The following is a 20,749-nucleotide window of genomic DNA, read 5'->3' on the forward strand; positions in this document are numbered from 1 at the left end:
CAACAAAAAAGAACATGGGGCAGACCGCTGATGGGCGAAAGGGCAGACGCGTTGCAAGACTGGCGCGAACGGGTGTTGCAGGACCCCGATCTTATTCTCGACGACCGTGACGTGATGCGCGCGCTGATAACCGCGAATGACCGCCAGATGGGCGGAAATATCGTGGATATGCGCGGCATAGCGATGGAACGGCTGGAAAACCGGCTGGAGCGGCTGGAAGACACGCATCGTTCGGTGATTGCGGCGGCCTATGAAAATCTGGCCGGCACCAACCAGATTCACCGCGCGATCCTGAAACTGCTGGACCAGAGCGATTTCGAGGATTTCCTGAAGATCCTTGGCACCGATGTGGCCGCGATCTTGCGGGTGGATCGCATCCGGCTGGTTCTGGAAAGCCCCGAGGCGACCGAGACCAGTGCGCCCAAGGTGCAAAAGCTGGAAGACGTGCTGACCGTGGTCGCACCGGGCTTCGTCGACCATTACCTCACGGCAGGGCGAAACATGCCGCACCGCACCGTGACTCTTCGGCAAGTGGGTCAGGGGGCAGAGCGGATTTATGGCGAGGCGGCCGCGTGGATCGCGTCCGAGGCGTTGTTGAAGCTTGACCTTGGCGACGGCCGCTTGCCCGCGCTTCTGGTCATGGGGTCGGAGGATCCGCACCAGTTCCGCCCCAGTCAGGGCACCGACCTGCTGACCTTCTTCACCGGCGTGTTCGAACGCTCCATGACCCGGTATCTGGGGTAAGGCGATGAACCTCGCCCTCAGCCCCGCCGCGCGCGACCTGATGGCCGCGTGGCTGGCTGACATTCGCAGCCTCAAGGCGCGGTCCGAGGCTACGGTGACAGCCTATGGCGCCGACCTGGCCGGGTTTCTGGGCTTTCAGGCCGGTCACATGGGCGGGCCGATGGGCCCCGGCCCGTTGCAGGACGTGACCCCCCGCGACATGCGGGCGTGGATGGCGGCGGAACGCAATTCCGGCGTCGGGCCACGGTCGCTGGCGCGCAAACTGTCGGCTGTCAAAAGCTTCTACCGCTGGTGGGCCGAGCGCGACGGGTTCGACGCCACGCCGGTTCTGTCGATTCGCTCGCCCAAGTTCGAGCGCAAGCTGCCACGCCCCCTGTCGGTTCCGGCCGCGCGGGACATGCTCGACCGGATCGAGATGCAGGACGCCCGCGATTGGGTCGCGGCGCGGGACGTTGCCGTGGTGACATTGCTATATGGCTGCGGCCTGCGGATTTCCGAAGCCCTTGGCCTGACCGGGGCGGTGCTGCCGCTTGGCGAGGGGCTGCGGATCACCGGCAAGGGCAACAAGGACCGTGACGTGCCGGTCATTCCCGCCGCGCGCAACGCGGTTGCACGCTATGCCGCGCTGTGCCCGCATGAGCTGACGCGCGCGGGGCCGCTGTTCCGGGGCATCCGGGGCGGCGCGCTGAACCCACGCCAGGTGGCCAAGGTGGTCGAGGCCGCACGGCTGCAACTGGGCCTGCCCGCCACGGCCACGCCGCACGCCATGCGCCACAGCTTTGCCACCCACCTGCTGGATGCGGGCGGCGACCTGCGCGCGATCCAGGAATTGTTGGGACATGAGTCCCTGTCCACCACGCAGGCCTATACGGCAGTCGATACCGCCCGCCTGCTGGAGGTCTACAACAAGACCCACCCCAAGGCCTGACGCGGCGGCTGGCAGGCCGGTGGCCGCTTGGTTCGGGTTGTCAGCACCGGGCAAATCAGTCATGTCAGTCCGATGACTTTGCGTATGAAAGCCCTTTCGGTCCATTTCTTCACCGCCACCGGCGCCGTTTTTGCCATGCTGGCAATGCTGGCTGCGGTAGATGAAAAATGGTCGCTGATGTTCCTGTGGCTGGTGGTGGCCTTCGTGGTGGATGGCATCGACGGCCCGCTGGCCCGCCGCTACCAGGTTAAGAACAATGCGCCAGAGTTCGATGGCGTCCTGATGGACCTGATCATCGACTACCTGACTTATGTTTTCATCCCGGCCTATGCGCTGTTCAAATCCGACCTGTTGCCGGGCTGGACAGGGTGGCTGGCCATTATCGTCATCACCTTCGCCAGCGTTGTCTATTTCGCGGACACGCGAATGAAGACCAAGGACAACTCGTTCTCGGGCTTTCCGGGCTGCTGGAACATGATGGTGCTGGTGATGTTCGCGCTGGAGCCGAATTTTTACGTGATCCTCGGGCTTGTGGCGGTGCTGTCGGTCTCGATGTTCTTCAACCTCAAGTTCATCCACCCGGTGCGCACAGAACGCTGGCGCGCCGTGTCATTGCCGATTGCCATCGCGTGGACGGGATTCGCCGCTTGGGCGGCTTGGGTCGATTTTCATCCGCAAAGCCTGGCGAATTGGGGGCTGACGCTGACCTCGATCTACCTTGCCTTGGCCGGGATCGTGCAGCAATCCACGGAATAAAGCCATATTCCTCAGTGGGATGGCCGCATAAGTGTTGTTTATACACCTTTGTCCTTGCGCGGCAAGCAAATTGGTGTATTATTTACACCACTAAATCAATGCATCGTTAAACCCAGGAATTTGATCCATGCGCACCTTTGCCCTTCTTTCCGCCGCCACGCTTGCCGCTGCCACCCTTGGCACCTCCGAGGCCCATGCCCAATATGTCGATGTCTACACGCTGAGCGCCTATTGCAACGCTGGTTACTATGACGCCTGCGCCGCCCTCGACGCCTATGCCATGCAAGCACAGGCCGGGTATGGCTATGGCACCTATGACCCCTATGCCGCCCATGCGGAGCGAATGCAGGGCATCCAGAATTGGGGCAACCAGATGATGGCCAATGGGGCCGCAAACTCGGCCCTTTTGGACCAACGTCACGAGCAGTTCATGCAGACGCTGCGCGACTGATCGCGGCCCGGATTTCAGACCGATCCGGGGTGGGGTTCCGAAAGGGCCCCGCCCCAATTCTTTTGCGCTTCTCCATGTGGGCGGCCTTTCGCAAAAAGTTAGTGTTTAATTGAAACTTTCTCTTGCTCGCACCGTCCAAGGGTGTTAATTTAACACTATCAAAACCGCAACGACAGGATCATCCCCATGGCTTTCTCTCCCCGCTCTGCCAGCGCCCTGCTCGCCCGCGATGAACGCCGCCGCAGCGCCAGCCCCGTCACCCTGCCCAAGCTTCCCTTTTCCGTCGAAGACCCGGCCCCGCGCCGCTAGGGCCTTGGCCGGGCCGCCGCCTGCCTTGTCCCTCTCGTGGCCCGGCACCCCCATTTCATCACCAAAACCTTTACCGGCGGATGCCCAGACTGGACCGTGAGACCAGGATGGGCATCCGCCTTTTCTTGTCGGTCGATTGAAAATCCATTGTCGCCGGCCGGGGCGATTGCCGGGAAACAGGGGATCCGCGATTGCGACTCAGCATTAAGTGTGATATATACACTATATACTGACCCCCACTCGAAAGGACCAAGACAATGCCCCTTCCTCCGCATCTGGCCGCCGTCATCCTGCTGGCCCCGCGCCAGCGCCCGCAGCCCCGCCCGCTGGCCTACAGCGCGCAGATCATCGAGTTTCCGGCCTATGCCCGCGCCTCGCATCCGCAAGGCTGACCCCGCCGTTCGGGCGCGTCGCGATCATTCAAAGCCGCGCGGCCCCCTGTAACCCATTGATGTCGCCTGTCCGAGGCGCGCAAAACCGGTTCCCACCCGTGCGCAAAACGCTCTAATTGATCGGCGCGTCGCTGCCCGTCTGTGCCTGTGCCTCGGCCTCTGCGGCGGCATTGGCGCGGAACGCATCCCAATCCTCGAAGCTCGTCTTGATCGAGATGTTGCTCAGCGACGACCGGATGTCATTCGACAGATCCTCGATGCCGTCGCGCACGTAGGACATGACCGCCAGCCCCATGGCCACCGAGGCCGCGGTCATCACCGCCCACTCGACAGTGGCAGAGCCGTTTTCGTCACGAAGAAACTGGGTCAACATCAGGCACACCCTTACAGCAATCGCGTCCTGCACGGGATGCCACAGCGCTAGGGCGAAAATTTGACGAAACGTCGGACGATTGCCCGAGAGGTTACTTGTCGGACCGGTCGCGGATGATCTTGGCGAACTGGTCGAACACGCCGCCCGCGCCCACCAGAACATGGCCGTCTTCCAGCACATTCTGACCATCGCGGATCGGTTCCACCATCGCGCCCGCTTCCTTGGCGATGATCAGGCCCGCAGCCGTATCCCACGCATTCAGCCCACGTTCCCAGTACCCGTCATAGCGGCCCGCCGCCACATAGGCGAGGTCGAGCGAGGCCGCGCCCCACCGGCGAACACCGGCACAGACCGGCATCAGGCGGGCGAAATCCTGCAAGGTGGCGGGCAGGTATTTGCTGCCTGCGAAGGGCACGCCGGTGGCGAAGATAGACTCGATCATCTTCGTGCGGCCCGAAACCCGCAGACGCTGCGAATCGTTCAGCCACGCGCCCGAACCCTTTTCGGCCATGAACATCTCGTCCTTGGCCGCGTCGAATACCACGCCGGCGACGATCTCGCCCTTGTGTTCCAGACCGATGGAAATCGCCCAATGCGGCAGACCGTGCAGGAAGTTGGTGGTGCCATCCAGCGGATCGACGATCCAGCGGCGGGTGGGATCGGTGCCGGGGGTTTCGCCGGATTCCTCGCCCAACCAGCCATAGTTGGGGCGCGCGTCCATCAACTCGGTGCGCAGGATCTCTTCGGCGGCCATGTCGGCCTTGGAGACGAAATCCCCCGGCCCTTTGCTGCCGACCTGGAGGTTCTCGACCTCGCGGAAGTCCTTGACCAGGCTGCGACCGGCCTTGCGGGCGGCCTTGATCATGATGTTCAGATTTGCGCTGCCTTGCATGGCGTGTTCCTCGGCTAGACGAAAGCGGCGTATAGACCGGGAAAGCCCGGATGAAAAGTTGCCGCGGTCAGTTTTTGCAGGTCTGGCGCGGAAAACACATGCGCGCGGTTCCGGGGCGACCAGAACCGCGCGCAAGGGGTCAGACCAGACCCGGACCGGAGGGATCAGACCCCGGCCATCTCGTTCGCCATGGCGCGGATATCGCGCCCCAGCAGATAGTCGCGGGCGGGCGGCCCGAAGTGGTGCAGCTCGATCCCCCCGCCAAAGGCCAGGCCGGACAGCTCGGGGAACAGCGTCAGCACTTCGACCAACGCGGCGCGGTCGAGCGATTTCAGTGCTTGCGGGCCGGGGTAGAAGGCCTCGGTCGGGGCGCCGTCGGCAAAAACCAGTTCGTGCCGGTCAAAAAGGATGTGGATATAGGTGACGCCGGTGCATTTCTTGTCGAGCCGTGCGACCTGCCCGCCAAATAGCTCGACCGCGTGCTTGGCGCGGATCAGCCGTTCGCCGGTGTCGGTCTTCATCAGGAAGCCGTGCTGCGGTGATACCAGCATCTTTTGCGTGTTGCCGAACGCGCCTTTGCGGATCACCACGGGTTTGAGCTGCGGGTTGGCGGCCAGTTCAGCGGCGTCGAGCCTGCGTTGCCCGGCCCACCGGACGGTCTGAAAGCCGTTATCGACCGTAAGAACCCGATCGCCGGGACGAATGTCTTCGACCGGCACCTCGCCCTTGTCGGTCACGATCATCGCGCCGGGGGTGAAGCAGGGAATGCCGATGGCGTGCAGTTCGGGGATCGAATCGACCTGCGCGGGGCTGACACCCTCCAAGGTCAGGCTCTCGCCGCCGGGGAAGGTCAGGATCGCGTCGCCGGTGCCGTCGCCATTGGTGTCGGTGACGGTCACGTCCCATGCGGTGACGGGGGTGATGCCGTCGGATGTGACGCCCGACACGTCGAGCTGGTCAAAGCTGTGGCCATCGCCCCGGTCGGTCAGGTCGAAACCCGAGATCACGTCGGCACCGGAATTGTCCCCAAGTGTCAGCGTGTCTTCTCCGCCGCCCAGAATGAGTGTCTCGAATTCCTGCGCGGTCGCGGTGGAGGTGCCGTCGCTGACGGTAATGTCCTCGGGGTCGGCATTGGTCAGGTCGATGGTCAGGTTATCGGTCACGGCGCCAAGGTCGAGCACGTCGCCGGTGTTCTCGAAGTCTTCGCCGCCGACGAGCGTGTCGTTGCCGAACCCGTCTTCCAGCGCGACGGTATCGTCGCCGCCATCGCCGTGAATCAGATCGTCGCCCGCGCCGCCCAAAATCGAGTCATGGCCCACACCGCCCGACACCGTGTCGTCGCCCGCGCCGGACATGATCACGTCATCGCCACCCCCGGCCTCGACCGAGTCGTTGTTCGAGCCGTCGGAATGGTCGTTGGCGTCGATGCGGTCGCCTTCGGGGTCGTCGGTATAGCTGGCGTCGATCGTGTCGGCGCCCGACGTGCCTTCGACGATAAAGTCGCGCGCGTCGGGGATGCCGATCGACACCAGCGCGTCAATGGTGTCGAGCTGCGCCGGATCGACCCCGACAAGGGTGATCGACTCGCCGCCGGGGAAGCTGATGACCGCGTTGCCATCGCCATCGTCGCTGACCGTCACGTCGCCCGCGTTCACCGGGGTGGTGCCCCAGTCCGAGGTCATGCCGGACACGTCGAGCTGGTCCATCGTGGTCCCGTCGCCCGAGTCCGTCATGTCGAAGGCCTGAACGAAGTCATTGCCCGAGAAATCGGCCAATTGGATCGTGTCGCGCCCGCCCCCGAGAACGATGTTCTCGATCTCGTTGAACTGTGCTGTCGATACGCCGTCGCTGAAGGTGCCCGTCTCGGGGTTGGAGCCGGTCAGGTCGATGGTCAGGTCATCGGTGACAAGGGACAGGTCCAGCACGTCGCCGGTGACTTCGCCGATGCCTTCGGCCTCGATCGTATCGTTGCCGAAATTGTTTTCGATGCGGATCGTGTCGTCGTTGTAGCCCGACCAGATATAGTCGTCGCCGGTGCCGCCCCACATCTCGTCAAAGCCGACCGAGCCGCGCAGCCAGTCGTCGCCAGCCCCGCCAAGGATCGTGTCGTCGCCGTCATGGCCACTGATCGAGTCGTTGCCGTCGCCGCCCTCGATCCGGTCCGCACCGAGATAGCCGTCGATGGTATCGGCCCCGGCGCCACCGACGATGGTGTCATCGCCTTCGTCGCCATAGAGCGAATCCGCCCCGGCGCCGCCGTCGATGCTGTCATTGCCCGTGCCGCCACGGACCGAATCGTCCCCTGCCCCGGCCAAAACCGTGTCGTTTCCGGCCCCGGCCTGAATCACGTCATCATCGGAGCCATCCATCGCATCGCCCGCATCGACCAGATCGCCCTCGGGGTCGCCGGTGTAGCTGCCGTCGATGAGATCGTCGCCAGAGGTGCCTTCGACGATGTAGTCGCGCCCGTCGGGAATACCGATCGACACGAGGTCAGCAACCGTGGCAAGCGAGGCCGGTGAAACGCCCATCAGGGTCAGGGTTTCGCCGCCGACGAAGTTCAGCACCGCATTGCCGTTGCCATCGTCGCTGACGGAAACGTCGTTGGTGTCGATCGGGGTGGTGCCGCCATCGGATGTCAGCCCGGTCACGTCGAGCTGGTCATTGGCGCTGCCATCGCCGCTGTCGGTCAGGTCGAAGGCGCCAACGGTATCGTCGCCGCCACCATCGGCCAGCACCACGGTATCGCGCCCGCCGCTGAGGAAGATGTTTTCGATCTCGGAAAAGCTGGTGGAGCCGACGCCCGAGCCGGTTTCTTCGACGGTTCCGGCCTCGGGGTCTGACCCGCTGAGGTCCAGCGTCACGCCCGCGGTGACGCCCGACATGTCCAGCACGTCGCCATCCGCCTCGCCGGTTTCGCCGCCGGTGATGGTGTCGTTGCCGAAGCCGTCGGTCAACAGAATGGTGTCATCGCCCGATCCGGTCTGGATCACATCATCGCCTGAGCCGCCGTCAACGATGTCGTCGCCCACGCCGGTCTGGATCGTGTCATCGCCGCCATAGCCCAGAACGTAGTCGTCATCGCCGGTCGTGCCCAACACGCCGATGGCATCGCCGCCGTCGATCATGTCGCCCTCGGCATCGCCGGTAAAGCTGCCGTCGATCAGGTCGGCCTGCCCGCTGCCTTCGACAATGCCATCCAGCGGGGCGTCGGCCACGGTCTGGATGTTCACATAGCCGACATCGGTGTCGCCGTTGCCGTTTTCGACCGTATAGGTAAAGACGGTTTCGCCAAGATCGCTGTCGGTGGCGACGCTCAGCGTGTAGTCGGCGTTCAGTGTCACCACCTCGCCGGTGTTCAGCGTCACGCTGTCGCCGGGATTGACCGCCTGGCCGTTGATCTCGGTGACCCGCAGCCCGTCGCCTTGGGAATCGCGGTCGTTTTCCAGAACGTCGATCACGTTGACGGTGTTGGCTTCGAGGGTCACGAAATCCTCGAAGGCCAGCGCCACCGTCTGGATACTGTCCGCCGCGATCAGGACGTTGGTGTCATAGGCCGAGTCGCCGCCATCGGCGAGGCCGATCTTGATCGTGTTTTCCGCGCCCGCGTTTACCTGCGCCTTGAAGGACAGCGTGACGGTGAACCCGTCCATCTCGGTATTGTAGGTGTCGGCCCATCGGGGATTGTCGATATAGAGGTTCTGGTTCGAACTGTCGTTCACGGTGTCGATGGACACCGTGTCGCCCGACGAGGTCAGCGGCACGAATTCGCCATTCACCCAGACCCCGAGCGTGTCGTTCACGCCCGAGTTGACGTATTCCAGATACTCCTCGGACGAAAAGACGAACTGCATGGTGATGTAGTCGTCATCGGGAATGAAGGTCGATTCGAACACCACGGCGTCATGGGTCGTGGTGGTCGAAATCCCGTCCAGACCTGCGTCCCCCGCGCCGCCCATGTTGGAACTGGTGCCGCTGCTGGTGTTGGTGTTGGTGCCGGTGCCGCCGCTTGTGAAATCCGAGATGTTGCCGGTCGAGAAAATGACGCCGGAGTCACTGGGCACGACCCCGCCCGAGGTCGATTCGCCGCCGGTATAGGTGCCCGCCTGATTGGTCTGGCCCGTCAGGGTGGCCGAAACGACCTGAATGCCATTTCCGAAGATGGTATCGGCAAGGACGGTGGCATCATTGGTGGAGGTGACGGAAAGATCTATTGCGTCAGGCATGGGTCAGCCCCCCCATGCAGAATGGGGCGCATTGACATACCGAAGGCACGGCGATGCCGGGCCTGCCCGCCACGGCGGGTTTTGCCGTTGTCGCGGGCGGAGTGTTCGACGACGAAAACACGGGCCGCCCCCCTGCCGTCACGCGGTATTCAACACGCATTGCACTGCTCTCTGGTTTCTTGGTTCCCGCAAGGGATAGGCCCCGAATGGGACCGATTTCAGAGAGAAGGCGGGCCTTTTCCGGCTGAAGTCAGGGCAAGAATGGGCCGCAATCGGGCCGTTTTGAGGCAGAGCCCCTGAGAGAGCCCCGCGACGGCGGGGGTCAGCCCCGCCGTTGCAGCTTGAGCGGCTCGGTCCGGGCGAGCTTCATGAAATGCGCCATGAAGGGCTTGGTCGTGTCTTCTGCCCGCGTCGCGGCATAGAGCCGGCGGGTCAGGCCATGTTCGGTCAGCGGGCGGGTGACGTAGCTGGAATTGTTGCGCAATTCCCGCACCACCCAATCCGGCAAAACCGACACGCCCCGGTCGGATGCAACCAAGAGCAGAATCACCGCCGACAGTTCCACCTGTCGAATCGCCCGCGGCTCGACCCCGGCGGGTTTGAGCAACATGTTGAACACATCAAGGCGACTGCGCTCGACCGGGTAGGTGATGAGCAGTTCGTCCCTGAAATCCTCGGCCTCGATGAACGGCTTTTGGGCGAGGGGATGCGCAGAGGACGCGACGAAGACCGGTTCGTAGTCGAAAAGCGGCGAAAAATCGACGCCGGACAGGTCTTCGGGGTCAGAGGAAATCACCAGATCCACCTCTTCGCGCATCAGCGCGGGCAGCGCCTCGAATTGCAGGCCGGGGCGGATATCCACGTCGACGTCGGGCCATGCCAGCCGGAAGCGTTCCAGCACCGGCAGCAACCATTCGAAACAGGCGTGGCATTCGATGGCGATGTGCAGCCGCCCCGTCTTGCCCTGCTGCATTGCTCGAAATTCTTCTTCCAGGGCAGCCACTTGCGGCAACACCTGTTCCGCCAGCCGCAGCAGGCGCTGCCCCGCCGGGCTGAGCTTCATCGGCTTCGAGCGGCGCACGAACAGCTCCATCCCGGCCTGATCTTCCAGCCCCTTGATCTGGTGGCTGAGCGCGCTTTGCGTGATGTGCAGACGGTCGGCGGCCTTGGCCAATCCACCCTCGTCATGGATGGCCTTGATGGTGCGCAGATGGCGAAATTCGAGATGCATTAGCCTGGCTCATGTTCATGATGAATGTTATGAGTTTGTCTCAGCATTCTATCCATGTCACATCCTGCTGCAACAGCATCGAGGATGTATTTCACATGACCCTGCCGACCCCCAATGTCTCTTTCGAGTTCTTCCCGCCGCAATCGCTGGAGGCGTCGTTCCGTCTTTGGGACACACTCGGCACGCTGGCCCCGCTGACACCCGAGTTCGTCTCGGTCACCTATGGCGCGGGCGGCACCACCCGCGGCCTGACCCATGACGCGGTCAAGACCATCAATGCCAACTACGGCGTGCCGGTCGCCGCGCATCTGACCTGCGTCGATGCCACCCGCGAAGACACGCTGGCCATCGCCGACAGCTATGCCGAGGCCGGTGTGACACGCATTGTCGCGCTGCGTGGCGACCCGCCCAAAGGCTCGGACGGGTTCAAGGCGCATCCCCAGGGTTTCGGCTCGTCCGTCGAGCTGGTGGACGCGCTGGCCAAGACCGGCAAGTTCGACATTGCCGTGGGCGCCTATCCCGACCCGCACCCCGAGGCCGCGGACCTGGCCGCTTGTGTCGAGTATCTCAAGCGCAAGTCCGATGCCGGGGCCTCGACCGCGATCACCCAGTTCTTCTTCGAGGCCGATACCTTCTTTCGCTTCCGCGATGCCTGCGCCGATGCCGGGATCGACGCCAGGATCGTGCCCGGGATTTTGCCGATCAATAACTGGACCCGCGTGCGCGCCTTTGCAACACGCTGCGGCGCGGTGATCCCGACATGGCTGGACGAGGCCTATGACACGGCGATACGCGATGGGCGCGAAGACCTGCTGTCCATCGCCCTTTGTTCGGAACTGTGCACCAAGCTGTTGGAAGGCGGCGTCGAAGACCTGCATTTCTACACGCTCAACACCCCGGATCTGACCCGCGACGTATGTTCCGCCCTTGGCGTGACCTCGCGCGTCACCCTCGCAGAGGTCGCGTAGCGCCGGGTCCCGCCGGACCGCGAAAACGTTACGTCACCTCGCGCCGCCGCCATTCGAGGAGGGATTGCAGCGGCGCCACTGTTTTGGGCAGCATCCCGGCAGCCCAAAACAATCCCGGATCTGCGCCATGCCCGCCCCCCTCTTTGCCACCGTCCCTTCCGATCTGGCCGATCGCGATACGCTGCTGTCGATGTCTGGCCGCGCCTTCATGGAGGCGATCCGCGACGGCGCGTTGCCCGGCCCACCGATTGCCAAGACCCTGAATTATCGCGTCGACGTGGTGGAAGACGGGCGCGTCACGTTTCACGGCGCACCGCTCTTCGACCATTGCAACCCGATGGGCACGGTGCATGGCGGCTGGTATGGCACGCTGCTGGACAGTTGCATGGCCTGCGCGGTGATGACCAAGGTGCCCACCGGCTCGATCTATACCACATTGGAATACAAGGTGAATATCACCCGCCCGATCCCGCTGGGGATGGAGATCGTCGCCGAGGGCATCGTCAGCCACGCGGGCCGCTCGACCGGGGTGGCCGAGGGCACCATCCGCGGACGCGAGGACGGGCGGCTTTACGCCACCGGATCGACCACCTGCATCATCATGCGCGCGGGCTGAGCCTGCCGGCGCGCCCTTCCAAAAGGATTTCCCGTCCCGAAATCCGGAAAAATCTTCGGCAATATCTTTCCGGCACCGCGGGGCCGGGTTTTCCTGAAAACTCTGCTCCTTCGCCCTGATTTCGTTGACTTCCCCGGCCCATTGGGGCAAGGGCAATGCTTCACATACACTCAGGAGATCGCCATGATCACGCCGGTTCTACCCAGCTATTCCCGTGCCCCTCTCTCCTTCGTCAAAGGCGAAGGCGCTTGGCTCGTGGAAGCGGATGGCCGACGTTTCCTGGACTATGCCGCGGGCATCGCGGTGACGGCGCTCGGCCACGCGCATCCGGCGCTGGTCAAGGCGCTGACCGATCAGGCCAATGCGCTTTGGCACACCTCGAACCTTTACAACGTGCCACAGCAAGAAGCGCTGGCCGAGCGGCTGGTGGAACATACCTTTGCCGACACCATGTTCTTCTGCAACTCGGGCACCGAGGCGGGCGAACTGGCCGTCAAGATGGCGCGCAAATACTGGTATGAAAAAGGCCAGCCCGAGCGCACCACGATCCTGACCTTCGAGGGCTCGTTCCACGGCCGGTCCATCGCCATGATCTCGGCGGCAGGCGGCGAAAAGCTGACCAAGGGCTTCGGCCCGCTTCTCGAAGGGTTCGAGCATCTGCCCTTCGGCGATCACGACGCGCTGCGCGACGCCGCGGCCCGCGCCGATGTGGGCGCGATCATGGTCGAGCCGGTGCAGGGCGAAGGCGGCATCCGCCCGCTGCCCGACGCCTGCCTCAAGGGGCTGCGCGACTTGTGCGACGAGCACGGCCTGCTGCTGATCCTCGACGAGATCCAGTGCGGCATGGGCCGCACCGGCAAGCTCTTCGCGCATGAATGGGCAGGGATCACGCCCGATATCATGATGGTCGCCAAGGGCATCGGCGGCGGCTTCCCCCTCGGCGCGCTGCTGGCCACCGAAGAGGCCGCCTGCGGCATGACCCCGGGCACCCATGGATCGACCTACGGCGGCAACCCGCTTGGTTGCGCCGTGGGCTGCGCGGTGATGGACGAGATCACCAAGGACGGCTTCCTCGACGACGTGAACCGCCGCGCCGGAATGCTGCGCCAGAAGCTTGAGGGGCTGGTCGCCAGCCACCCCGACATCTTCGCGGGCGTGCGCGGCGAGGGCTTCATGCTCGGCCTGATGTGCAAGGTGCCCAACATGGACGTGGTCAAGGCGGGCTATGACCAACTGATCCTGACTGTTCCGGGAGGTGACAACGTGGTGCGCCTGCTGCCCGCGCTGACCCTGTCGGATGCGGAAATCGCCGACGGCATCGACCGGCTCGACCGGGCCGCCACCGCGCTGGAGGGCTCGGCCCATGACGCCGCCGAATAAGCCGCTGTTCTCGGCCCCGGCCTTTTACGGCCATCGACGAGGCCCCGCGCGTCTTTTCCCTTCTTCTTGGTAGAAATACTCGCGGGGGAGCGCGAGGGGGCAGCCAGCCCCCTCGCCGCCCCGCCAGCCACAAGGCAACAGCCGATGAAACACTTTCTGGACATCAACAAGACCGCCCCGGACGACCTGAGGGCAATGATCGACAGCGCCGCCGCGATGAAGACCGCCCGCAATGGCCGCCCCAAGGGCACGCCGGATGACACGCAGCCGCTTTCGGGCCACATGGTCGCGCTCATTTTCGAAAAGCCCTCGACCCGCACCCGCGTTTCCTTTGACGTGGGCGTGCGCCAGATGGGCGGGCAGACCATGGTGCTGTCGGGCAGCGACATGCAATTGGGCCATGGCGAAACAATCGCCGACACCGCCCGCGTCCTCAGCCGCTATGTCGACCTGATCATGATCCGCACCTTCGAAGAGGCGACGCTGCTGGAAATGGCGGAATATGCCGACGTGCCGGTCATCAACGGATTGACCAACCGCAGCCACCCCTGCCAGATCATGGCCGACATCATGACCTTCGAAGAGCATCGCGGCTCGATCGCGGGCAAGAAAGTGGTCTGGGCCGGCGACGGCAACAACGTCTTCGCCAGCTTTGCCCATGCCGCCGGTCAATTCGGCTTCGACCTCACCTTTACCGGCCCGGAAACCCTGGACCCGGAAAAAGGCTTCCTTGACGAGGCGCGCGCCAAGGGCAGCAAGATCGAGATCGAACGCAACCCGCAAAAAGCCGTCGAAGGGGCGGACCTTGTCGTGACCGACACCTGGGTGTCGATGCATGACAGCCCCTCCAGCCGCGAGCGGCGCCACAACCAGTTGCGTCCTTACCAGGTCAACCAAGAACTGATGAGCCACGCCAGGACCGATGCGTTGTTCATGCATTGCCTGCCCGCGCATCGCGATGAAGAGGCCACCAGCGCCATCATGGACGGGCCCCATTCGGTGATCTTCGACGAGGCCGAAAACCGCCTGCACGCGCAAAAGGCCGTCATGCGCTGGTGCCTTGGCGTCTGATACCTGAACGACGGCTTCGGGTCGGAAACGGTGAACGCCCCCGCATTGGTTTGCGGGGGCGTTTCCTTGTTTCAGGACAGCACAGGATGCGCGGCAAATGGCCTTCTTCTGTCCGCGCGCCAGCGGGCGGCCCTGCTCAGGTCGCGAACAATTGCCCCAGGTCGCGAAACGCCTTGAGCTCCACGGCATTGCCGGCGGGGTCCATGAAGAACATCGTCGCCTGCTCGCCGGGCTGACCTTCGAAGCGGATATAGGGCTCGATCACGAACTCCACGCCCGCGCCGTTCAGGCGGTCCGCCGTCTCTTGCCAATCCTCCATCGTCATCACCAGCCCGAAATGACGCACCGGCACGCCGTGCCCGTCGACCGCGCTCTTGGCGCTGGCCTTGCACTCCTCGGGCGCCAGATGGGCCACGATCTGATGACCATGAAAGTCGAAATCGACCCAGTTTTCCGTGCTGCGCCCTTCGCCGCAGCCGAGAAGCCCCTTGTAGAAGTCACGGGCGGCGTCGAGGTCATCGACAGGGAAGGCAAGGTGGAAGGGGCGAATGGACATGGGCAAGGACTCCTGCGCGATGTGAACGCCATTGCAATAGCAGTATTCCCGCCTCGGACGGAAGGGTCCATGCGAGCCGCCGCAGGCGGTCGCAAGAATCAAGAATAGCGCCGCGCGGGTCTTTCAATCCGCCCGGCGGACCCTTATAACAAGACGCTGCACTTGGGGCTAAGGATCAGGAGGGACAACATGTCCTGGACCGACGAGCGGGTCGAACTTCTCAAGAAAATGTGGGGCGAAGGACAATCGGCCTCTCAGATCGCCAAGGAACTTGGCGGGGTGACGCGCAATGCGGTCATCGGCAAGGTGCATCGCCTTGGCTTGTCCAACCGCACCGCGGCCGCACCTGCGAAATCCGCCCCCGCCGCCACGAAAGAGGCCCCGGCGGCGAAACCGGCGGCCAAGGCCGAGCCCTCCGCGCCCAAGCAGGAGCCCTCGAAACCCGAGGCGCCTGCCGCCGCAGCGGAACAGCCTGCGCCGCGACCGTCCAACGTGACGCCGCTGCGCAAGCCCATTGTGCCCGCGGGCCAGCCCCTGCCGCCGCAGCCGTCGGCCAATGAAATCAGCCCCGAGGCACTGGCCAAGGTCAGCGAAGTGGAAAAGCACGCCAAGCGGATCAGCTTGATGGAACTGACCGAACGGACCTGCAAATGGCCCATCGGCGACCCTGCGACGGATGATTTCTATTTCTGCGGCCTGCCCGTTCAACAGGGCAAACCCTATTGCGAAGCGCATGTCGGGGTGGCCTTCCAGCCGATGAGCAGCCGCCGCGACCGCCGCCGCTGAGACAACGGGCAAAATCTTCCCGAAGATTTTGCCCGACCCAATAGGGAAGAGCTTTCACGAAAGCTTTTCCCTCCGAACCGCCGAGGACTTTTTCCGAAAAGTCCTCGGCTTTTCTTTATCGGCAGCCGCGTCCGGTTTCATGGTCCAGCAGCCCCGTTTCCACCAACATGCAGCGATCCCGCGCCTCGTAGTAATAGCCACGGGCATAGCGCCCGATGGCCCCGTCATAGTCGCCACCCGACAACAGCCACGCGCCGCGCAAGTAGCGCACGCCGTAGCGCAAGTTGACGTCCGGGTTCAGTAGCTCGGACGCCGGTCCGCGATGGCCCATGGTCCGGGCGGCCTGCGGCAAGATCTGCAACAGCCCGTAGTAAGGCCCCTGACGCGCGTCGGGACGATAGTCGCTTTCCCGGTCGATCAGCCGGTGAATCAGGGGCGCGGGCACGTCATAGACATCGGCATAGTGATTGACGAGGCGGCGCAGCTCTGGCGTTTCGTTCGGGAAGAGAGGCGGCTCGCCCCGCGATACGTCCCGACCACCACCGCACGCCGCCAGCAGCACCATCGTCCCGATCAGAAGCCACCGCATCAATTGCCACCCCCGAGAAGGCGCTGCAACTGGTCTTCGGCCTCTTGCCGCAGCCGGTCTTCCAGCGTGTCCTGTGCCGCGTCTTCCAGCGATTGCCCCTCCTGCTGCTGGATGCCCAAGGCCTCGGCGGCGGCATCGGTCGCGCGCTGTTGCAGCGCATCGACCTCTTCCTGCACCCGCTCATTGGCCAGCGCCTCCAGATCCAGCGCAAAGCGCGGGCTGGCCCACGGCCCTGAAATCCGCAACGGCACGCGCAGACCAGCCTGGTTTTCGGCGTTATAGATCGCGCTTGGAATGACGGTATAGTCCAACACCTGCTCGCCGACGCCGACCGTGCCCGACCCGGTCAGCTCACCAAAGGGGGCGGTCATGAGAAGGTCGTCATTGCTGACCACGCCACCGGCCAGATCGAAACTGGCGGTGATGCTGTCATAGACCGTGCGCTGCCCCTCGCCACGATACGAGGTGTCGAGGTTGCGGATCATGCCACCGATATCGAGACCGAGGATCGCGCCCTGCCCGAACTCGACCGAGCCAGAGCCCTCTAGCGAGTGCATCAGGGCGTTCAGGGAATTGCCGACCATAAGAACGTCGAACCGGGCATCGCCGGTACCTTGCAGCCGGTCATAGTCGGCAAAGTCCGTCAACAGCGGGGCAAGGCCGACACCCTCGACGGCAAGGTTCGCCCGCATCGACAAACCACTGCGCCCATTGACGATATATTGCCCGGTGATGCTGCCGTCATAGGCCGCCGCTTGCCGCAGATCCAGAACCAGCCGCCCCGCGTCCAGCACCGCGCGCAGGTCGATGGTGCCGAACCGGACCATTCCAAGATCAAGCCCGCTCAGCGTCAGCGCCGCTTCGGCATCCACGGCCGACAGTCCGCTTGCGTCGATCGGGTCGGTGGACCAGCCGCTATCGGCCGAATTGCCCGATCCCGTGCTTTCACCACCCTCGGACAGGGCTGACAGGTTCAGGCTGCCGCCCGCCAGCCGTGCCCGGATCGTCGGGCGATCCGTGCCGGGCAGGATGTCGATATCGCCGGTCAGCGCGTTGTCATCAAAGGTGAAGCGACCGTTGCGCAAATGCATGGTGCCCTCGGACGCCAGCGTGAAATCGCCGTTCACGGCGATCCGCTCGTGCCCCAGCCCCTGCGGCAGGTCCGGGGCCGCCTGCCCCGCCACGCCCATCAGCGGGCCTAGATCGGTGGCGTCCAACGCCACGGTGCCCTCGACGCCGAGGGGGGACAGGCCCGCGCGGCCTTCGAATCCTGCTTCACCACCGTCCCAGCCAAGCGAGACCACGACCGGGCGCAATTCACCCGCCAACATCGGCCCGACGCCGTCGATCGCCGCCTCGACCGAGATCGTCTGGCCGTTCATCGCGCCCTGCCCGTCCAGCCGCGCCGGGCCGTCGGCAGAGGGCAGAGACAGGCTGAGCGACACCGCGCTGACCCGAACCTCGGTGCCCGCAGCCTCGTCACGATAGAGCAGCGTCGCGTCGCGGATTTCGGCCAAATCGAGACTGATCGCCCCTAAACCGCCACCAGCGGCGGGCGTCTCTGGCGCCGTTTCGTCCACTGCCTCGTCGATTGTGCCATCCGAGAAATCCCAGCTGACCCGGCCATCGGCACCCGCAACCAGAATAATATCGGGGCGGACCAGTTCGAACTGCTGCACCCGCACCGTGCCCGAGATCAGTGCCCAAAGATCGACGCCGACATCGAGCCGCTCGGCGCGCAACAATGGACCGTCCGACACCCAGTCGGGATTGCCCATCTCGATGTCTTCGGCGCGCACCCCCAACGTGGGATAGATCGAGGGCCGGATATCGCCGCCGATCACCAGCGTTCGGCCTGTTGCGCGTGTGAACTGGTCACTGACGATCGCCCCGATCCGGTCTGCCGGGATCAGGAACAGCCCGCCCACGGCCACGGCGACCAACACCACCAAAAGGACGATTCCCCGCACGATCCAGCGCATTCCCAAAACTCCTTGCCCGTTTGCCGGGAATCCTAGCCCGCCCGCCGCGGTGCGGACCAGAAAAAACAGCGCTCTATCATGTCACAGGGGGGCGATTCGCGCCCCGCCACAATCGGCGGGGGGCCGGGGGGCGTTCAGTCCAACTCGGTCCATGGCCAGGGTTTCACATTGCTGGCCGCCGTCTGGTAGCGCGCGGCCTTGGCCACCCAGACCCCCAGATCGGTGCCGAAATCGGCCAGACGCTCATTGGGGGTCTTGTTGATCAGCAGGATGATGAACTGCACCACGGTGGCCACGCCCAACACCGTCTGCGCCAGCGAAATCATGACCGCGATGATGATCATGAACAGCAACCGCAGCCCGATCGGGTCCACCTCGGCTTCGAACTGCTCGCCGTGAATGCGGCCCTGATAGCGGTCATCGTCGTTCTCGGGCATGTGGTCACCTGTGTCTCGGCCAGTCGCGGGGCGAGCCTAGCACAAAGTGCCCCAAGCGACAGCGATGAATGGGGGGCAATGCCCAAGATCGGACCGGCCCCGACCGCCGGGCAGTTTCACACCCTCTTCCCCGGAGGCCTCGCCTGACGTATAGCGCGGGCCATGACCCAGAACCCGCCCGATCTCCGCCCCGACCTCGCCAAGGCGCGCGTCCCGCACGACGCCCGCGCCACCGCGCCGAACGACACGCGCCCCGGCCAGCCCACCATCGGCATGGTCTCGCTGGGCTGCCCCAAGGCACTGGTGGACAGCGAACGCATCCTGACGCGGCTGCGCGCCGAAGGCTATGCCATCAGCCCCGATTACGCGGGCGCCGAGGCGGTCATTGTCAACACCTGCGGCTTCCTCGACAGCGCCAAGATGGAGAGCCTCGAGGCCATCGGCGAGGCGTTGCGCGAAAACGGCAAGGTCATCGTCACAGGCTGCATGGGGGCGGAGCCTGAGACCATCACCGGCACCCATCCCACGGTTCTGGCCGTCACCGGCCCGCAGCAATACGAACAGGTGCTGGACGCCGTCCACACCGCCGTGCCGCCGGACCCTGACCCGTTCATCGACCTGCTGCCCGCGCGCGGCGTCTCCCTCACCCCGCGCCATTACAGCTACCTCAAGATCTCCGAGGGTTGTAACCACAAATGCAAATTCTGCATCATCCCCGACATGCGCGGCCGCCTCGCCAGCCGCCCCGCCAAGGCCGTGATGCGCGAGGCTGAAAAGCTGGTCGAGGCTGGCGTCAGAGAACTGCTGGTCATCAGCCAGGACACCTCCGCCTACGGCACCGACTGGAAGGATCGGGACGACAAGTTCCCCATCCTCCCCCTCGCCCGCGATCTGGGGTCGCTCGGGGCCTGGGTCAGGATGCACTACGTCTACCCCTACCCCCATGTGCGGGACATGATCCCGGCAATGGCCGAGGGGCTGATCCTGCCCTATCTGGATATCCCCTTCCAGCACGCCCACCCCGAAACGCTCAAACGCATGGCCCGCCCCGCCGCCGCCGCGCGCACTTTGGATGAAATCGCCGCATGGCGCGCGGATTGCCCCGACATCACCCTGCGATCCACCTTCATCGTGGGCTATCCCGGCGAAACGGAGGCGGAGTTCCAGACGCTTCTGGATTGGCTCGACGAGGCACAGCTCGATCGCGTCGGCTGCTTCCGGTATGAGAATGTCGAGGGCGCGCGCTCCAACGACCTGCCCGACCATGTGCCCGAAGAGGTCAAGGAAGACCGCTTCCACCGCTTCATGGAGAAATCACAGGCGATATCCGAGGCCAAGCTGGCCGCAAAGGTGGGCACACGGATGCAGGTCATCGTCGACGAGGTGGACGACCAAGGCGCCACCTGCCGGACGAAAGCGGACGCCCCCGAGATCGACGGGAACCTGTTTATTGATGAAGGGTTTGAGGGGCTGTCCGCGGGGGATATTGTCGAGGTCGAGGTGGACGAGGCGTCGGAGTATGATTTGTGGGGGCAGTTGACGAATGGAAACCTTGATTGAACCTCAGGAAAAGCTCGTTCAGAGGCTCAGCGACATTGATGAGTTGGTAAGCGCTCACGAGGCTCTTACAGGCGGAGGCAGGGGTCGACCGGCAGAAAGGCAAGGAGCTGCTGTAACAAGAGCTGGAATTGTCTTGTTGTGCGCCGCTCTCGAAGCATTTGTCGAAGAAACGTTCGAGTACTACGCGATTGAGCGTTTTCCGGATAGGCTCGACACCAGTCAGAAAAAGAAAGATTATTTTCTGAAGACATCCGGAAGCCTGCATACGCTAAGTGAGTGGAATGTAAACGCGCTCTACAGTCATCTAGGAATGCCGTGGATTCTGGACAAAATCAGGTGGCAAGGTTTCTCCAACAAACAGTTTAAGGAGAGTTTCGATGGCCTTTGCTCAGCTCGAAACAAAATTGCACATGGCTCGACCCAAGGTAAGCGGTTCGCCGCCCCCACACTTTCGAGCTGACGTGTGATCTGCGATTCAGAGGCTTCTTTGGTTTGTGGGGAG

Annotated in this window: 21 protein-coding genes; 13 read left to right on the forward strand and 8 right to left on the reverse strand. The window is 63.9% G+C overall.

What is annotated here, in order from left to right; all coding sequences use genetic code 11:
• The first annotated feature begins 30 nt into the window (after positions 1-30).
• The 6 genes from BKY27_RS02835 to BKY27_RS20500 all read left to right on the forward strand — a co-directional run bounded on the left by BKY27_RS02835 (position 31) and on the right by BKY27_RS20500 (position 3,580).
• On the forward strand, positions 31-744 hold the full coding sequence (locus BKY27_RS02835) for a DUF484 family protein (RefSeq protein ID WP_071672911.1): 714 nt from the start codon (positions 31-33) through the stop codon (positions 742-744).
• A gap of 4 nt (positions 745-748) precedes the next feature.
• Positions 749-1,672 (forward strand): tyrosine recombinase XerC, encoded by a 924-nt coding sequence (locus BKY27_RS02840; protein WP_071672912.1) that lies wholly within the window; start codon positions 749-751, stop codon positions 1,670-1,672.
• Positions 1,673-1,744: 72 nt separating this feature from the next.
• Positions 1,745-2,428, forward strand: coding sequence for a CDP-alcohol phosphatidyltransferase family protein (locus BKY27_RS02845; RefSeq protein ID WP_071672913.1), 684 nt, complete (start codon positions 1,745-1,747; stop codon positions 2,426-2,428).
• Positions 2,429-2,555: 127 nt separating this feature from the next.
• The gene (locus BKY27_RS02850; protein ID WP_071672914.1) at positions 2,556-2,879 is read left to right on the forward strand and encodes a hypothetical protein; all 324 of its coding nucleotides are present in this window, start codon (positions 2,556-2,558) and stop codon (positions 2,877-2,879) included.
• A gap of 186 nt (positions 2,880-3,065) precedes the next feature.
• Entirely contained in the window at positions 3,066-3,188 is a 123-nt protein-coding gene (locus tag BKY27_RS20495; RefSeq protein ID WP_267888882.1) for a hypothetical protein, read from the forward strand.
• A gap of 257 nt (positions 3,189-3,445) precedes the next feature.
• Positions 3,446-3,580 carry a hypothetical protein gene (locus BKY27_RS20500; RefSeq protein WP_267888883.1) on the forward strand — a complete coding sequence of 45 codons (135 nt, stop codon included), beginning with the start codon at positions 3,446-3,448 and terminating at the stop codon, positions 3,578-3,580.
• A gap of 112 nt (positions 3,581-3,692) precedes the next feature.
• Here the strand turns inward: BKY27_RS20500 and BKY27_RS02855 are convergent, their stop codons facing one another.
• The 4 genes from BKY27_RS02855 to BKY27_RS02870 form a co-directional block, all read right to left on the reverse strand.
• The gene (locus tag BKY27_RS02855) at positions 3,693-3,953 is read right to left on the reverse strand and encodes a Flp family type IVb pilin (RefSeq protein ID WP_071672915.1); all 261 of its coding nucleotides are present in this window, start codon (positions 3,951-3,953) and stop codon (positions 3,693-3,695) included.
• A 91-nt stretch (positions 3,954-4,044) separates the two neighbouring features.
• Positions 4,045-4,845, reverse strand: coding sequence for an inositol monophosphatase family protein (locus BKY27_RS02860; protein ID WP_071672916.1), 801 nt, complete (start codon positions 4,843-4,845; stop codon positions 4,045-4,047).
• Positions 4,846-5,009: 164 nt separating this feature from the next.
• Entirely contained in the window at positions 5,010-9,071 is a 4,062-nt protein-coding gene (locus BKY27_RS02865) for a choice-of-anchor L domain-containing protein (RefSeq protein WP_071672917.1), read from the reverse strand.
• 322 nt (positions 9,072-9,393) lie between these two features.
• The gene (locus BKY27_RS02870) at positions 9,394-10,302 is read right to left on the reverse strand and encodes a LysR family transcriptional regulator (protein WP_071672918.1); all 909 of its coding nucleotides are present in this window, start codon (positions 10,300-10,302) and stop codon (positions 9,394-9,396) included.
• A 101-nt stretch (positions 10,303-10,403) separates the two neighbouring features.
• Here BKY27_RS02870 and BKY27_RS02875 point away from each other — a divergent pair, with 101 nt between their 5' ends.
• From BKY27_RS02875 to argF, 4 genes are all read left to right on the forward strand, one after another.
• Positions 10,404-11,270 carry a methylenetetrahydrofolate reductase gene (locus tag BKY27_RS02875; RefSeq protein WP_071672952.1) on the forward strand — a complete coding sequence of 289 codons (867 nt, stop codon included), beginning with the start codon at positions 10,404-10,406 and terminating at the stop codon, positions 11,268-11,270.
• Between the two features lie 127 nt (positions 11,271-11,397).
• On the forward strand, positions 11,398-11,886 hold the full coding sequence (locus BKY27_RS02880; protein ID WP_071672919.1) for a PaaI family thioesterase: 489 nt from the start codon (positions 11,398-11,400) through the stop codon (positions 11,884-11,886).
• Between the two features lie 183 nt (positions 11,887-12,069).
• The gene (locus BKY27_RS02885) at positions 12,070-13,266 is read left to right on the forward strand and encodes an aspartate aminotransferase family protein (protein WP_071672920.1); all 1,197 of its coding nucleotides are present in this window, start codon (positions 12,070-12,072) and stop codon (positions 13,264-13,266) included.
• A 144-nt stretch (positions 13,267-13,410) separates the two neighbouring features.
• Positions 13,411-14,337, forward strand: coding sequence for an ornithine carbamoyltransferase (gene argF, locus BKY27_RS02890; protein WP_071672921.1), 927 nt, complete (start codon positions 13,411-13,413; stop codon positions 14,335-14,337).
• 136 nt (positions 14,338-14,473) lie between these two features.
• Here the strand turns inward: argF and BKY27_RS02895 are convergent, their stop codons facing one another.
• Positions 14,474-14,893, reverse strand: a complete 420-nt coding sequence (locus BKY27_RS02895) for a VOC family protein (RefSeq protein ID WP_071672922.1) — start codon at positions 14,891-14,893, stop codon at positions 14,474-14,476.
• A 189-nt stretch (positions 14,894-15,082) separates the two neighbouring features.
• On the opposite strand from BKY27_RS02895, the gene BKY27_RS02900 reads away from it, so the two are divergent.
• The gene (locus BKY27_RS02900; RefSeq protein WP_071672923.1) at positions 15,083-15,679 is read left to right on the forward strand and encodes a GcrA family cell cycle regulator; all 597 of its coding nucleotides are present in this window, start codon (positions 15,083-15,085) and stop codon (positions 15,677-15,679) included.
• Between the two features lie 115 nt (positions 15,680-15,794).
• On the opposite strand, the gene BKY27_RS02905 is transcribed toward BKY27_RS02900, so the two are convergent.
• The 3 genes from BKY27_RS02905 to BKY27_RS02915 all read right to left on the reverse strand — a co-directional run bounded on the left by BKY27_RS02905 (position 15,795) and on the right by BKY27_RS02915 (position 18,687).
• Positions 15,795-16,268, reverse strand: a complete 474-nt coding sequence (locus BKY27_RS02905; protein WP_071672924.1) for a lytic transglycosylase domain-containing protein — start codon at positions 16,266-16,268, stop codon at positions 15,795-15,797.
• Positions 16,268-18,250, reverse strand: a complete 1,983-nt coding sequence (locus tag BKY27_RS02910; protein WP_071672925.1) for an AsmA family protein — start codon at positions 18,248-18,250, stop codon at positions 16,268-16,270. Before BKY27_RS02910 ends, BKY27_RS02905 begins: the two co-directional genes overlap by 1 nt.
• A gap of 134 nt (positions 18,251-18,384) precedes the next feature.
• Positions 18,385-18,687: a DUF4389 domain-containing protein gene (locus tag BKY27_RS02915; protein WP_071672926.1), complete on the reverse strand. Its 303-nt coding sequence runs from the start codon at positions 18,685-18,687 to the stop codon at positions 18,385-18,387.
• Between the two features lie 162 nt (positions 18,688-18,849).
• Between BKY27_RS02915 and rimO the strand changes: the two genes are divergently transcribed.
• Entirely contained in the window at positions 18,850-20,247 is a 1,398-nt protein-coding gene (gene rimO, locus BKY27_RS02920; RefSeq protein ID WP_071672927.1) for a 30S ribosomal protein S12 methylthiotransferase RimO, read from the forward strand.
• Positions 20,231-20,707 carry a HEPN domain-containing protein gene (locus tag BKY27_RS02925; RefSeq protein ID WP_146636152.1) on the forward strand — a complete coding sequence of 159 codons (477 nt, stop codon included), beginning with the start codon at positions 20,231-20,233 and terminating at the stop codon, positions 20,705-20,707. Before rimO ends, BKY27_RS02925 begins: the two co-directional genes overlap by 17 nt.
• The last annotated feature ends 42 nt before the right edge of the window (positions 20,708-20,749 follow it).

The sequence above is a fragment of the Nioella nitratireducens genome (assembly GCF_001879715.1).
Lineage (GTDB): Bacteria > Pseudomonadota > Alphaproteobacteria > Rhodobacterales > Rhodobacteraceae > Nioella > Nioella nitratireducens.